The sequence below is a fragment of the Cupriavidus taiwanensis genome (genome assembly GCF_900249755.1).
In the GTDB taxonomy this organism is placed as follows: domain Bacteria; phylum Pseudomonadota; class Gammaproteobacteria; order Burkholderiales; family Burkholderiaceae; genus Cupriavidus; species Cupriavidus taiwanensis_D.
Genome location: NZ_LT976854.1, coordinates 1,724,498 through 1,737,750 on the forward strand (window position 1 = coordinate 1,724,498; position 13,253 = coordinate 1,737,750).

The 13,253-nt window shown below is 65.8% G+C and carries 12 protein-coding genes; 6 read left to right on the forward strand and 6 right to left on the reverse strand.

The genetic code is table 11. The annotated features are described in order from the left end of the window. The first annotated feature begins 45 nt into the window (after window positions 1–45). Together CBM2594_RS23375 and CBM2594_RS23380 are read left to right on the forward strand one after the other, a co-directional pair. Complete coding sequence (locus tag CBM2594_RS23375; RefSeq protein WP_116359171.1) at window positions 46–969, forward strand: DMT family transporter; 924 nt, start codon at window positions 46–48, stop codon at window positions 967–969. Continuing rightward, window positions 953–1,717 (forward strand): helix-turn-helix transcriptional regulator, encoded by a 765-nt coding sequence (locus CBM2594_RS23380; RefSeq protein ID WP_116359172.1) that lies wholly within the window; start codon window positions 953–955, stop codon window positions 1,715–1,717. Before CBM2594_RS23375 ends, CBM2594_RS23380 begins: the two co-directional genes overlap by 17 nt. 33 nt (window positions 1,718–1,750) lie before the next feature. On the opposite strand, the gene CBM2594_RS23385 is transcribed toward CBM2594_RS23380, so the two are convergent. Next, the gene (locus CBM2594_RS23385) at window positions 1,751–2,197 is read right to left on the reverse strand and encodes a group I truncated hemoglobin (RefSeq protein ID WP_116359173.1); all 447 of its coding nucleotides are present in this window, start codon (window positions 2,195–2,197) and stop codon (window positions 1,751–1,753) included. Between the two features lie 216 nt (window positions 2,198–2,413). On the opposite strand from CBM2594_RS23385, the gene CBM2594_RS23390 reads away from it, so the two are divergent. Further along, window positions 2,414–3,217 (forward strand): BPL-N domain-containing protein, encoded by an 804-nt coding sequence (locus CBM2594_RS23390; RefSeq protein ID WP_116359742.1) that lies wholly within the window; start codon window positions 2,414–2,416, stop codon window positions 3,215–3,217. Between the two features lie 38 nt (window positions 3,218–3,255). Here the strand turns inward: CBM2594_RS23390 and CBM2594_RS23395 are convergent, their stop codons facing one another. Beyond that, the gene (locus CBM2594_RS23395; protein ID WP_116359174.1) at window positions 3,256–4,818 is read right to left on the reverse strand and encodes an FAD-dependent oxidoreductase; all 1,563 of its coding nucleotides are present in this window, start codon (window positions 4,816–4,818) and stop codon (window positions 3,256–3,258) included. After that, window positions 4,815–6,170, reverse strand: coding sequence for an MFS transporter (locus CBM2594_RS23400; RefSeq protein WP_116359175.1), 1,356 nt, complete (start codon window positions 6,168–6,170; stop codon window positions 4,815–4,817). The genes CBM2594_RS23395 and CBM2594_RS23400 overlap by 4 nt, the downstream gene beginning before the upstream one ends. Window positions 6,171–6,293: 123 nt before the next feature. On the opposite strand from CBM2594_RS23400, the gene CBM2594_RS23405 reads away from it, so the two are divergent. Beyond that, window positions 6,294–7,181 carry a LysR family transcriptional regulator gene (locus CBM2594_RS23405; RefSeq protein WP_116359176.1) on the forward strand — a complete coding sequence of 296 codons (888 nt, stop codon included), beginning with the start codon at window positions 6,294–6,296 and terminating at the stop codon, window positions 7,179–7,181. Window positions 7,182–7,239: 58 nt separating this feature from the next. On the opposite strand, the gene CBM2594_RS23410 is transcribed toward CBM2594_RS23405, so the two are convergent. After that, a complete protein-coding gene (locus CBM2594_RS23410) occupies window positions 7,240–8,388 on the reverse strand; it encodes a hypothetical protein (protein WP_116359177.1) in 1,149 nt (382 codons plus the stop codon). Between the two features lie 188 nt (window positions 8,389–8,576). Between CBM2594_RS23410 and CBM2594_RS23415 the strand changes: the two genes are divergently transcribed. Then, the gene (locus CBM2594_RS23415) at window positions 8,577–8,891 is read left to right on the forward strand and encodes a DMT family transporter (RefSeq protein ID WP_116359178.1); all 315 of its coding nucleotides are present in this window, start codon (window positions 8,577–8,579) and stop codon (window positions 8,889–8,891) included. A 158-nt stretch (window positions 8,892–9,049) separates the two neighbouring features. Beyond that, the gene (locus tag CBM2594_RS23420; protein ID WP_116359179.1) at window positions 9,050–10,906 is read left to right on the forward strand and encodes an ABC transporter ATP-binding protein; all 1,857 of its coding nucleotides are present in this window, start codon (window positions 9,050–9,052) and stop codon (window positions 10,904–10,906) included. Window positions 10,907–10,936: 30 nt separating this feature from the next. Here CBM2594_RS23420 and CBM2594_RS23425 read toward each other — a convergent pair whose 3' ends face one another. Next, window positions 10,937–11,743 (reverse strand): sterol desaturase family protein, encoded by an 807-nt coding sequence (locus CBM2594_RS23425; protein ID WP_116359180.1) that lies wholly within the window; start codon window positions 11,741–11,743, stop codon window positions 10,937–10,939. A 130-nt stretch (window positions 11,744–11,873) separates the two neighbouring features. After that, window positions 11,874–13,253 (reverse strand): MFS transporter, encoded by a 1,380-nt coding sequence (locus CBM2594_RS23430; RefSeq protein ID WP_116359181.1) that lies wholly within the window; start codon window positions 13,251–13,253, stop codon window positions 11,874–11,876.

Genomic DNA, 13,253 nt, shown 5'->3' on the forward strand with positions numbered 1-13,253 from the left:
TTTGCCCTGTCCTGTCCGCCCCCCCGGGCGGAAACGCCTGCTTTCATGTCGCGCCCCCTTGCCCTCGCCGCCTGGCTGCCCACGGCAGCCTTTGTCCTGATCTGGTCCACCGGCTTTATCGTCGGCAAGGCCATCGTGCCGCTGGCCGACACCAGCCTGTTCCTGCTGGGCCGCTTTGCCGTGGCCGGGCTGATGTTCGTGGCGTGGTCGCTGGCCGCGCGCGCGGCATGGCCGCCGCTGCGCGAGGCGCCGCGCCACTTGCTGGCCGGGGCGCTGATGCAGGGCATCTACCTGTGCGCCGGCTACGGCGCCGTGGCCCAGGGCCTGCCGCCGGCGATCATGGCCCTGCTGGGCGCGCTGCAGCCGCTGCTGACCGCGCTGCTTGCCATCCCCCTGCTGAAAGAGCTACCTTCCAGGCGGACCTGGCAAGGGCTGGCGCTGGGTGCGCTGGGCGTCGCGCTGGTGGTCGCGCCCGCGATGCAGGCCGGCCTGCACGGCGCTGCTGCAGCGGTATCGCCGTGGATCGTGCTGCTGGGCGTGCTGGCCATTGTCTCCATCACCATGGGAACCCTGTTGCAGAAAACCGCCATCGCCACCTGTGACCTGCGCGCCAGCGCCGCCTGGCAAAGCCTGGGCGCGATGCTGGTCGCCGCCGCGCTGGCGGCGATCCACGCCGCCAGCGCGCCGCTGCACTGGCACGGCGGGCCGGCGCTGTGGGCCGGCCTGGCCTGGGCGGCCATCGGCCTGTCCGGCGCCGGCACCTGGCTGCTGGTCAGCCTGGTGCGGCGCGGTCAGGCCGCCAATGCCGCGGCGCTGATGTTCCTGGCGCCGCCGCTGGCGGCGCTGCAGGCCTGGCTGTTGTTCGGCGAACGACTGGGCGGGGTGCAGGCGCTGGGCATGGCGGTGGCCGGGGCCGGCGTCTGGCTGTGCCAGACCCCGGGCAGGATGCGACATGCCGAAGCCCGTTGAAGCCCGCGCCGCGCCGCTGGTCGAGCACCGGCGCTACCAGCCGCAGCCCGACGGCCACCAGCACGGCTACCACCAGCTGCTGTTCGGCCTGGCCGGCGCCACCGAGCTGGAGCTCGACGGCCACGTCTACCGCGTCGACGACCGCACCGGCCTGATCGTGCCGGCCGGCAGCCACCATGACTACATGGGCCACGACGGCAACCTGCAACTGGTGGCGGACTTCCCGGCGCATTCGGTAGCGCTGCCCGCGCGGTTGCTGGCGCGCCCGCGAACCTTCGCGCTCGACGGCGCCTTCGGCAGCCGCGTACGCGCGCTGGCGGCGTGGCGCGCAAAAGCCGCGGCACACGGGCCGCAGCGCGACTGGCAAGTCGCCGCCACCCTGGCCGCGGCGCTGGCCGACCGCCTTGGCATGCCCGCCGACCGCGAAGTGTTCCCGCTGATGGCCGTCGATGCCTACCTGCGCGCCAACCTGGCCGCGCCGCTGCGCGTGCCGGAACTGGCCGGGCATTTCGGCTGGAGCGTGCGACGCTTCCAGACCCTGTTCGCCGAAGCCTTCGGCGATACCCCGCACCGCTACCAGACCCGCCTGCGGCTGGACCGCGCGCTGCAGTGGCTGTCGAACTCAACGTTGCCGCTGGCCGAGATCGCGCTGATGTCCGGCTACCCGGACCAGACCACGTTCACGCGCAGCTTCACGCGGCGCTTCGGGCTGCCGCCGGGGGCGTGGCGGGCGGCGGTGCGGGGGTGAGACCGGAGGAGCGGACCGCCTTGCGCAACTGGGTCACCGCGACACAATGTCCTTGCGCATCGGCCCGAGAATGCCCAGCAACTCCTTCTGTTCCCGCTCCGGCACCTTGAACTTGTTGAGGGATTTGACCAGGTCGTCAACGAGCGCGTCGAACTCGGCATTGGTGATGGCCATGCCGGCATGGGCAGTTTTCATATCGAGCCCGCCATACGTGCAAGGCCCGCCCGAGCCCGCACAGATCTGTTCGACCAGCCGCGTCTTCAGCCGCGGGATATTGGCATTGGCGAACCTGGCGTTGATGCGCGTGTCGGTCGCCACGTTGCCGACAAAATCGTCGACCACCGCGGTAATGGCCGGCATGCCGCCAAGCCGGTTGTATAGCGATGTCGTGGCTGGCTGAGCACGATCCGGGGATGCGCAACCGGCAAGCCCGAGCAGCGCCGTCAGAAGAAATCCGCAAAGAACAGCAGGGATACGCATGGCCGCCTCCTTCCGTTACCCGGTAGCTTCCGGATTGGAGCCAGTGCCGCGCGGCGCAATTTGCATTGACGCCCTGCGGGATTGCGCCGACAGCGCCGGCTTCGGCTTTTCCAGCATAGCAGGTTGGTACCGCCTTGCTTTCCAGGCCGGGCCGCGGCATGGCGTTTTCGATACCGAACGGCTAGAGTCGGAGACGACAACACACGGATGCGGCCGATGCCGAAGCCTCAGATCCTTACCTATGTCGACGCCGGCGCTTCAGACTGGACCGCATGCCTGATGCGAACCATCGGCCATCAGCTTCCCGCCGGGGCTTATGAACTGCGCGCGGTGATGGCCAGCGAGATCCGGCACGACGCCACGCTGTTCGACGATGCGGTGATGTTCGTCATGCCGGGCGGCGCCGACCTGCCCTATTGCGCCCTGCTGAACGGCGCCCCGAACACGCGCATCCGGCAGTTTGTCGAGCAGGGCGGCGTCTACCTCGGCATCTGCGCTGGCGCTTACTACGCCTGTCGCGAACTGGCCTTTCATGCCGGCACCCGGGGCGCAATCTGCGGCCCACGCGAACTGCGGCTGGTCGATGCGGTGGCAGTCGGCTCGCTGCCCGAACTGACCGGCGGCCAGCTCTATGACGGCACGCCGCGCACCACGGCCGCGGTGGAACTGCGGACCACGGACAAGCTGACCGAGGTCCCGATGTCGCTCTACACGCATTATCACGGCGGCTGCCGTTTCGACTTCGCCGATGCGCCCGGCCCCGGCACCGAAATCCTGGCCGTCTATGCAGGCGTTGCCGGCACGCCGCCCGCCATCGTCAGCGCACAGGTGGGCAAGGGACGCGCGCTGCTGACCGGCGTCCACCTGGAAATCTCCGAGCGGGAGTGCAAGGACGCCCTGCGCGGACACAGCGACATGTCCCGATACCTCCATGTGTGCGACCGGCTGGCGGACACCGGCGCTGCACGCCTGGCAGTGTTTCGGCAATTGCTGGCGCGGGGCGGGCTTGCGCTGGATTGAGTGGCGCGACCTTGCCGTCATGCCGCTGCGGAACCGCACTACACGGCCTGGCTCTGAGAAGCCGCACGCTGCAGCGCGGCCAACTCGGCCTTGCAAAGCGCCACTTCATCGGCGACGCGGCTTTCATTCCAGCCTAGCAAGCTGCCAAGGTTTCGGCCAATCCCGTCGCATTCGGCTTCCTCCAGCTTCCTGAACCATGGCAGGCCGCTACGCCGCAGCAGCGCATCGGAGAGATGGACGATCATTTCCTCTTTCGCCATCGTCTTCAGCCACTGCGGTGCCGGGACTGCGCCAGTCAGCGCCGCATGGATGTCGTCGGGCGACAGCGTCGGGAACGCGGACGCGAAGCGTGGCGTGCCGGCGGGACCAGAGGGGTCCGATAATCGAGCGCAGACCGCGTCAGCGATTTCGACGCCGGCCGAGCGATGCGTCATGAGCGGGCCGCCAGTCATCGCAAAGACACCTTCCAGGCCGTCGCCCGACAGGTCATGGAGCACCCGGTTGCGGTTTCCGCCAGGAAGATTCGGGTCCCATGTCAGAGGCCGCACGCCGGACCATGTAAAAATCACGTCCCTGGCGGACAGATTGAATGTCGGGAAAAGCTGGTTCGCTTCCGCAAGCAGCCAGTCCCTTTCCGCTTCGGCGGTACGGATGTCGTCGAGGCTATCCCGGTAGACCACCTCGGTCGGCCCGATGTAGTGATGCTCGCCCCACGGCAGGCAATAAAAGGGCTCGTTCTTCGAGTTGATGGTCGCCACGCCAACGCCACGGCAATCGTCCGGCAGGCGCACAACGATATGAGAGCCCTTGGTGCCGAGTATCTTGGGCGGCTTGCCCGAGCGGTGCTGCGCCAGCACCTGATCGATCCAGATTCCCGCCGTATTGACCACGCACGTGGCAGTCACCGTGACCTGGTCCGTTCCGGCCATGTCCTTGAGCCGTATGGTCCAGCCGGCGGCATGCCGTTCCAGCAAGTCCGCCCTGGTGTAATTGAGCGTTGTCGCGCCCATGCGCTGCGCATCGATGGCAATGTCGGCCGTCACGCGCTCCGGCCAGGAAATCTGATACTCGTCGTAGCAAGCAACGCTGTCCAGCAAATTGAAGTCGCCCAACCTGTTCACCAGCGGAATCGCAGCCGCGCTGCGGCCCGTGATGCGGCGGTAATTGAGCGGTGTCTTGCCCCGGTTGAAGTACTCCAGCACTTTGAAGGCAGCGTCAACCTGCCAGCCCGAGTACGCGCCGCCTTTGAAAATCGGGAAATACAGTTTCGCCAGCTGGACCCGCGTTGGCGTGGTCGCAATGAACTCGTCGCGCGCGTCGATGGCCATGCGCGCCATCTTCACGCCGGTGACCAGCCGCGACGGCTTGATCGCGAACTCCCAGGGGGAACGGCCTGGCGCAAGGTATCGCAATCCGCAGTGCAGCAGGCGGCTGGAGCGGCTGCTGGAGCCCGAGCCGAAGTCGCCCTTTTCAACCAGCAGGACGCTATGTCCACGGGCGGCGAGCTGCTGTGCACCCGCCGCGCCGTTGATACCGCCACCGATGATGACGACGTCAAACTGGCACCCGTCCAGGTCCTTGCTAGCAATTCGGCCCATCATCTTGCACTCACTCCAGGGGTTGCTTGTTCACCGCCGAGTGAGACGTCGCGCGTTTCGGGCGCCATGCGGACCGACAACAGCAGCCCGACCAGGCTGATGCCGCCTGCAATCATCAGCCCGGTAGCGCTGCCAAAGCGGGTCAGCACGGTAGGCAGCAGAAAGGTGCCGGCTGCCGCGCCAATACGGCTTGCGGACATGGCAAGCCCCATTCCGGTCGCGCGCAGGTCGGTCGGGAAAATCTCGTTGGGATAGATGAACTGCAGGCCGGAGCCGGCCGCTTCAGCCATCGTGAACAGAATAAAGAGCCCGATCGCAACGGCCGCGATGCCGGACATCGGCGTACCCAGCAGGAAGAGCGCAAGCGTTGCCAGGACGAAAGACGCCAGGCAAAGCGTGCGCCGCCCAACCCGGTTGACAATGAACATGCCGATGGCGGTACCGACGATGGCGAATGAAATGATCACGAGCGAGCCGGCCAGAGGCTGCGTGACACCGAGCGACTTCAGCAACATCGGCTGGAACGTCTTGATGGCGAACGAAGGCGCGATCTGGCACATCCAGAAGATCGAGCAGAACACCAGCATGCGTCCGTAGCCGCGCGCAAGGAGTTCGCGAATGCTCGACAGTCCCAGACCCCGCCTTGACGTGCTGACGCGGGTTTCGGCAACGAGCGCTGCGAAATCCACCTGCTTGCCAAGATGTTCGGCCACGACCCGGCGCGCGTCCTCGGTGCGTCCCGCCGAGATCAGCCAGCGCGGAGATTCCGGAACGTTCAGGCGCAGCAGCAGGAAGATCATGGAAGGGATCGCGGCGCTTGCCAGGATGTAGCGCCAGACGCTGCTCGGGCTGTCGCTGACGAGCAAACCCGTGGCGAGGCTCAGCGTGTAGCCCACCCACAGCAGCAGCACCAGGCTGGCGAGCACCGGGCCGCGCAGCTTCCGGGGCAGGAACTCGGCGGCGAGAGCGGTCGCAATCGGATAATCCGCGCCGAGGGCGATGCCCATGACGAAGCGCAGCACAAACAATGCCGTGACATCCTCCACCACCAGGTGCGCAAGCGAGCAGATCACGAAGACCGCCAGATTCAGCACGTACATCTTCTGGCGACCGAAGCGGTCCGTCATCGGCCCGAACACGACCCCGCCGACGAACATGCCGACCAGGCTGGCTGCGCCGACCAGGCCGATCTGCAGCGCGTTCAATGCCAGGTCCTGGGCAATGAACGGCAATGCCACCACGATGATGCCGAGCAGGTAGCCGTCGCAGAACGGGCCGCCTGCCGCCACCAGGGCGATCCTTTTATGAAAGCGGCTGGTAGGAAGATCCTCGATGCCGATGAGTGTGTTTGCCATATGTCCCTCCTGGGTCAGACCGACCCTTATCGAATGTTTTTGTGCAACGGTTGGGCGAGTCTAGGGACAGGCAAAATATCGGTCAATGTAGAATTTTATGCACCATATATCGAAGGATTAGATATGTTATTCAGCGATGAGATAACGACGTTCCTGGCGGTGGTCCAGTCGGGCAGCCTGCTCCAGGCCGCCGAGATCGTTTCGACAACGCAGTCCACCGTGTCCTATCGCATCCAGTCGCTCGAACGCCGGATCGGACATCCGTTGCTGCTGCGTTCCCGTGGCACGCGCAACGTTTCGCTGACGTTGGCAGGCGAGCGCTTTCTGGACATTGCCGAGCGCTGGAGAATGCTGGAACTGGAAGCGGAACAGCTGCAGGCCAATCAGGAGCGGCACCTTGCGCTCGGCTCGGTGGACGCGGTGGCGATCAATGTGCTGCCGCCGTTCGTCGCCGCGCTTTGCGACGCGCAGCCGCCGGTGCGCCTGCATATGGAAAGCGCCGTCTATTTCCAGCTCGCCAACCGCGTCGCATCCGGCCATCTCGACGTCGCCTTCACGCTGTCCCCGGCCGAGCATGTGGACCTGGTTTCGAGGAGGATTCGCGACTACCCCATGCTGGTAGCCTGCGCGTCGTCCGGCACCAGCCCGTTACCCGAAGCGCTGGAAATCCAGGACCTGGAGCCGTCGAGGGAAATCTATCTGCCGTGGTCGGCGCAGTTCGACCTCTGGCGCAACCGGCGCGGATTGTCGCGGCACGTGAACTGGGTGGAAAAAGCCCACATGCTTGCGCCGATGCTCAGGAACGGCGCCTGGGCAATCGTGCCGAGCTTCCTGGCCACGCCATTGGCGCAGCAGGCGGGATGCACGATCCATCGGGTCGCGTCAGATCCTCCCGATCCGCTTTCCCTTTACATGATCATGCGAAAGCACGGCAGCGGCGACGGCGGCGCTCGCCAGCAGCAGCTGATCGAGATGGCACTCGGCGCCCTGGAAGCATCGGGCCAGGCATGAGCGGCACGGTGTGCTCAACCTCCGAGGCGTTCGGAATAACGGGTCGGCCTTGGAACGCCTAGCGCGCCAACTTCGCTTCCGCATCCTCGGTAAAGTAATAAAGGTGCGTATTGTCCGGCGCCTCGCTGATGCCCTCGCCGCTCGGACGGAATTCGATATGGCGCCGGAATTTTTCGCTGTCGGCCCGCGCGTCGCGCTCGGCGGCCTGCAGCGCGACGGCGTAGGGCATGGGGTCCTTCGATCTTTCGATCTCGAGCAGCAAGATCTGTTCGTTGACCCGCACGCTGTATTTGCCGAGGTTGAACAGCAGGTACATCGCCAGCAGGTTGTCATAGTCCTGGTAAGCCCCGGCTTCGCGGCGGAAGTCCAGCGACAGCACCGAGGGAAAGCGGTCGGGCAGGTCCCTGAACGCGACCTGCTCTTCCTCTTGCGGATCGACATAGGTCGAGCCGCGGTACTTCTTGTACAGCACCACGTCCATGCCGTAGTTGCGCCGGCCCCATTCGCTCACCAGCTTCATCGCCATCTCGGTCGGGATATTGGCAGTCGCTGCCGCAACCACGCGCGTTCCTGACAACACCCCGGCGCTGGTCACCGCGAGGTCGCGGTAGCCTGCGCCGAACTTGAAGGCGGCGCCGATGGTCTTGGCGCAGTTCAGGCGCAGGTAGTCATACCGGATCGGGCCCGAGTGATATTCCGTGTTGCTGCGTTGCTGGTGATAGTCGTCGTTGATGCGGCGAAAATAGGTGGCCAGCGCCGCCTTGTCCGCCGCCGGCACGCCGTAGACCCGCACCCCGATGACCGAGCGCTTGTAGATTTCGCCGAAGTCGAGCCCGAACGATGCGGTTTCGGCGACCGTGGAAACGGTCTTGAACAGATACTCCTGCTTGGGTATGGCGACCATCAGGTCCGCGGTGTAGCGGCCGCTTGCGTGCGCGGGATCCCGGTCCGCATAGAAATTGGCCGAATACACCACCTCGTCGCCAGCCGCGTCGTCACGCAACGCCAGCGCGATATGGCCGGCCGACCCGCCCTTGGACGTGCCGAAGCTGATCAGCAGCTCCAGGTCATAAGGGTCTTCGCGCAGCCGCGCCGCGATCTGTTCGATATTGGCAGGCTCCGGCCCGCCCTTGCTGCCGAATCCGTCGGCCGCGGCCAGCCGCGGCAAGAGCACCGCCAGCGCGACGAACCAGAGCACCAGCCTCATTCTCATTCTTTCCCCCGACTTGCGGATGTCCCAGGGCATGACCACGACATTGCCGACGATACCACGCTGCACATCGCCCGACGCACGGCGGCCCGCGCAATCCGGTAAAATCCCCGCTTTCGAGGACGACCTCGCCCGCACCGGGTATGAATGTCCGGGACGGCCCGGCTCTTGATCAAGGAGCCGTCATGGCTTGGATATTTCTCGTCATCGCCGGAGTGCTCGAAGTGCTTTGGGCCTACTCCATGAAGCTGTCCGAAGGCTTCACCCGCCCCGGCTACTCGGCCATCACCATCGTGGCCATGATTGCCAGCTTCGCCCTGCTCTCGCTGTCAATGAAAAGCCTGCCGCTCGGCACGGCCTACACCATCTGGACCGGCATCGGCGCCGTTGGCGCGTTCCTGGTGGGATTGTTCGTGCTGGGCGAACCGGCCAGCGCGGCCAGGATCCTGGCGGCGGCGCTGATTGTCAGCGGGTTGGTGATGATGAAGATGGCGTCCTGAAGGCCGGGGCATGGGCGGCTTGCGCCGGGCTGCGGACGCCGGCGCCGCGCCCTGCAGCGCCCCGCGTCCGGGAGTAAAATCTGCGCCTCACACCGAAGAGGGCCCGCTGCTCCGCGTGTCAGCTGAATAGCGGGCCTTCTGTCGTTTCGGAGGTCCCCTTGCTGCGCGCGTTCGAACGTCTGCTTGATCCATTCCCCCCCGACGAGGCGCCGCTGCCGCCCAAGGGCCTGGCGGCCTTCCTGTGGGCCTGCACCCGCGGGACACGCCGCTATTTCGTCGCGCTGGCGGTGCTCAGTGCCAGCGTGTCGATCTACGAAGCGTGGCTGTTCTCGTTCCTCGGGCAAGTGGTCGATTTGCTGTCGGCCTGGCAGGCCGGCCGGCAGGCTTCGGCCGAGGAACAGCGCGTGCTGTGGGGCATCGGCATCGTGCTGGTGGCCAGCATCGGACTGGTGGCGCTGCGCACCATGGTGCAGCACCAGGTGCTGGCGATCAACCTGCCGCTGCGGCTGCGCTGGGAATTCCATCGCCTCATGCTCAGGCAGAGCCTGTCCTTCTTTGCCGATGAATTCGCCGGGCGGGTCACCACCAAGGTCATGCAGACGGCGCTGGCGGTGCGCGAGGTGCTGTTCACCTTCATCGAGATCGTGCTCGCCATCGGCGTGTACTTCATCACCATCATCGCGCTGGCCGGCGGCTTCGATATCCGGCTGATGCTGCCGTTCATCGGCTGGATCGTGCTGTTCGGCCTTGCCATGCTGTATTTCGTGCCGCGGCTGGGCAAGGTCGGGCAGGAGCAGGCCCATGCCCGCTCGTCGATGACCGGGCGCGTCACTGACGCCTACACCAACATCACCACCGTCAAGCTGTTCTCGCACACCCGGCGCGAGGCCCACTTCGCGCGGGCGGCGATGGAGGATTTCAAGGAGACGGGGTTCCGGCAGATGCGTCTCGTCAGCCAGTTCGAGATCGTCAACCAGGCGCTGGTGGTGGGATTGATCCTGGCGGCGGGCGGCTATGCGCTGTGGCTGTGGCACGGGGGCGAGATCGGCACCGGCGCGGTCGCCGCGGTCACCGCCATGGCCCTGCGCATCAACGGCATGTCGCACTGGATCATGTGGCAGATGGCTTCGCTGTTCGAGAACATCGGCACGGTGCAGGACGGCATTGCCACGCTGACGCACGTGGCCAAGGTGCAGGATGCGCCCGGCGCGCCCGCGCTGCAGATCCAGCGCGGCGAAGTGGAGTTCGACCAGGTCAGCTTCAACTACAACGGCGAGCGCCAGGTGCTCGACGGCCTCAGCCTGACGGTGCGTCCCGGCGAGAAGATCGGACTGGTGGGTCGCTCCGGCGCGGGCAAATCTACCCTCATCAACCTGCTGCTGCGCTTCTACGACGTGGACAGCGGCCGCATCCGCATCGACGGGCAGGACATCGCCAAGGTCACGCAGGACAGCCTGCGCAGCGCCATCGGCATGGTCACCCAGGACACCTCGCTGCTGCATCGCTCGATCCGCGACAACATCGCCTACGGCCGCCCCAACGCCACCGATGCGGAGATTCGCCACGCCGCCGTGCACGCGCAGGCCGATGACTTCATCCGCCAGCTGAGCGACCAGCATGGCCACACCGGCTACGACACGCTGGTCGGCGAACGCGGCGTCAAGCTCTCGGGCGGCCAGCGCCAGCGCATCGCGATTGCGCGCGTGCTGCTCAAGAACGCGCCCATCCTGCTGCTCGACGAAGCCACCAGCGCGCTGGACTCCGAAGTGGAGGCCGCCATCCAGGAAAGCCTGGACGAGATCATGGAGGGCAAGACCGTGATCGCGATCGCCCACCGCCTTTCCACCATCGCCGCCATGGACCGCCTGATCGTGATGGACCAGGGGCGCATCATCGAGCAGGGAACCCACGCGGAGTTGCTGGCAAGGAACGGCACCTATGCGCGGCTGTGGCGGCACCAGAGCGGTGGCTTCCTGGGTGAAGAGCAGGACGAGACGGCGGACTCGGTGCAATAGCGCGGCGGGTGACAGTCCGGAACGCTGCGGCTAGGCCGCCATCGCGCGGCGCTCCTCTTCGTCCAGCACGGGGCCATCGAGCGTCACGCGCGAGTGGTCGGTGCGGAATTTCCGGATGATCGGCTTCAGCTCTTCCTTGACGTGCGCTTCGCTGTATCCGTTGAACAGGTGCCCGAACAGGCCGCGGCGCAGGTCGGAGGTCCCCATGATGTAGTCGGCGATCGGGAACGTGAGGTTCATGTTGTACTTCATCATGATGCCCATGTTGTGGTGCGCGGTGTGGTGGCGCCGGATCGTGTTGATGAACGGCATGTTGCGCACGAACCAGTTGTCGTGCACGTGGCAGCAATAGTGGAAGGTCTCGTAGACCAGGTACTGCGCCACCATCGTGATGAAGACGAAGTAGCCGGCGTTGGCATTGAAGATCAGCGATGCCAGGTAGCCCAGCCCGCCGCCGCCCACGCCGAGCGTTGCCAGCACGCGCCACGGGAAGAACACGATGCGGAATTCGCGCGTGGTGTCGATGGTGGGCTCCTGGTCGGTGAAGTACTGGTGGTGCTGGCGCGTGTGGCGCTCATAGATGGCGCGCAGCGCAAAGACGTTGATCCGGCGGTGCATGACATAGCTGTGCAGGAACCACTCCACGAAGTTGCCGGCAAGGAATACCGGCAGGATCAGCGCCCACTCCCAGGTCACGTCGTGCAGCCGCTGGATGGCCCACCACAGCGCGCCGGCGCCGACGCCATAGATCACGGCGATATGCAGCAACCCGTTGTAAAGGGGGCTGATGTCCGCCTTGTATTGCTCCCTGAATTTGCGTTGACGTTCGGTCATCATGATTGCGTCTCCGGTACACTGCGCCGCACTAACATATCAGTTGGATATAAAAATGCGGCGACTCAAAAAATGCCCCTGGTGGCCAGGGGCGCCAGGGCGGGGCGCGGACTGCGCGCCGCGCCGCGAGCCGTTACTGCGACACCTCTTCCAGCGCCTTGCCGCGGGTTTCGACGCCGAGCAGCAGCACCACCGCCGCCGCCACCGCGAAGGACAAGGCGCCGAGCGTGAACACCCCGCCCTGCCCTGCCACCGGCAACAGCACGCCGACCAGGTATGGCCCGGCCAGCGAGCCAATGCGGCCGATCGATGAAGCGAAGCCCGAGCCGGTGGCGCGCGAGCGCGTGGGGTACAGTTCGGGCGTGTAGGCATACAGCACCGACCACATGCCGAACAGGAAGAACTGCATGCACAAGCCGGCGGCGATCAACTGCTCCACCGGCAGCCTGTGCACGGCCGCCTGGCCATAGGCATACGCGGCCACGGCGCTGCCGATCAGCATGAGCGCGCAGGTGGGCTTGCGGCCCCATTTTTCCAGCAGCCACGCCGAGAAGATGAATCCGGGAATGCCGGCCAGCGAGATATAGACGGTGTAGAGCACGGACTTGGTCACGGCATAACCGGCCTGCTGCAGCAGCGCGCCGAGCCAGGTGGTCAGGCCGTAGTAGCCCAGCAGCGCAAAGAACCAGACCGACCACAGCATGATGGTGCGGCGCGCATAGGGGCCGCTCCACAGTTCCATGAAGCGGGCCTTGCGGCTCGGTGCGTGCGTGCCGCCGAAGGTGGCGGAAACCGCCGGCAGCGGACGGCCCGATGCGCGTTCCACGCGCTGTTCGATGCCGGCCATCACGGTGTCGGCCTCGGCCTTGCGCCCGACATCCTCGAGCCAGCGCGGCGACTCGGGCACCATGCGCCGCACCACGAACACGAACACCGCCGGCACCGCCAGCGCGATAAAGATGCCGCGCCAGCCAATCACGGGCAGCAGCAGGTAGGTCAGCACCCCGGCCGCGATAAAGCCGATCGGCCAGAAGCCCTCGAGGATCGCGACATACTTGCCGCGGCTCTTCGCGGGCACGATCTCCGATACCATCGACAGGCCGATCGGAAACTCCATGCCCATGCCGAATCCGAGCAGCACGCGATAGATCATCAGCGACGTCACACTGTCAGCCAGCCCGCACATCAGGCTGCCCACGCCCCAGAAGATCATGCTGACCTGGAACACCGGCTTGCGGCCGAAGCGGTCCGCCAGCAGGCCGGCGATCGCCGCGCCGAGGAACATGCCCAGGAAGCTGGAACTCGCAAGCAGGCCGGCCTGCGCGGCGCTCAGGCCGAATTCCGCCTTGATCGAGCCCAGCACGAAGGTCATCAGGCCCAGATCCATCGAATCGAAAAACCACGCGGTGGCGATGATGCCGAACAGCGAGCGCTGGTAGCCGGTCATCGGCAATCGTTCCAGCCGCGCCGCGATACCCGCTTCCAGCTTGAGGGCGCCTGCAGACATATCCAT

What these genes read in the sequence shown, in the direction of transcription:
- CBM2594_RS23375 (WP_116359171.1), top strand. Translation starts at nt 46, where the DNA reads ATGTCGCGCCCCCTTGCCCTCGCCGCCTGGCTGCCCACGGCAGCCTTT.
- CBM2594_RS23380 (WP_116359172.1), top strand. Translation starts at nt 953, where the DNA reads ATGCCGAAGCCCGTTGAAGCCCGCGCCGCGCCGCTGGTCGAGCACCGG.
- CBM2594_RS23385 (WP_116359173.1), bottom strand. Translation starts at nt 2,197, where the DNA reads ATGCGTATCCCTGCTGTTCTTTGCGGATTTCTTCTGACGGCGCTGCTC.
- CBM2594_RS23390 (WP_116359742.1), top strand. Translation starts at nt 2,414, where the DNA reads ATGCCGAAGCCTCAGATCCTTACCTATGTCGACGCCGGCGCTTCAGAC.
- CBM2594_RS23395 (WP_116359174.1), bottom strand. Translation starts at nt 4,818, where the DNA reads ATGATGGGCCGAATTGCTAGCAAGGACCTGGACGGGTGCCAGTTTGAC.
- CBM2594_RS23400 (WP_116359175.1), bottom strand. Translation starts at nt 6,170, where the DNA reads ATGGCAAACACACTCATCGGCATCGAGGATCTTCCTACCAGCCGCTTT.
- CBM2594_RS23405 (WP_116359176.1), top strand. Translation starts at nt 6,294, where the DNA reads ATGTTATTCAGCGATGAGATAACGACGTTCCTGGCGGTGGTCCAGTCG.
- CBM2594_RS23410 (WP_116359177.1), bottom strand. Translation starts at nt 8,388, where the DNA reads ATGAGGCTGGTGCTCTGGTTCGTCGCGCTGGCGGTGCTCTTGCCGCGG.
- CBM2594_RS23415 (WP_116359178.1), top strand. Translation starts at nt 8,577, where the DNA reads ATGGCTTGGATATTTCTCGTCATCGCCGGAGTGCTCGAAGTGCTTTGG.
- CBM2594_RS23425 (WP_116359180.1), bottom strand. Translation starts at nt 11,743, where the DNA reads ATGATGACCGAACGTCAACGCAAATTCAGGGAGCAATACAAGGCGGAC.
- CBM2594_RS23430 (WP_116359181.1), bottom strand. Translation starts at nt 13,253, where the DNA reads ATGGATATGTCTGCAGGCGCCCTCAAGCTGGAAGCGGGTATCGCGGCG.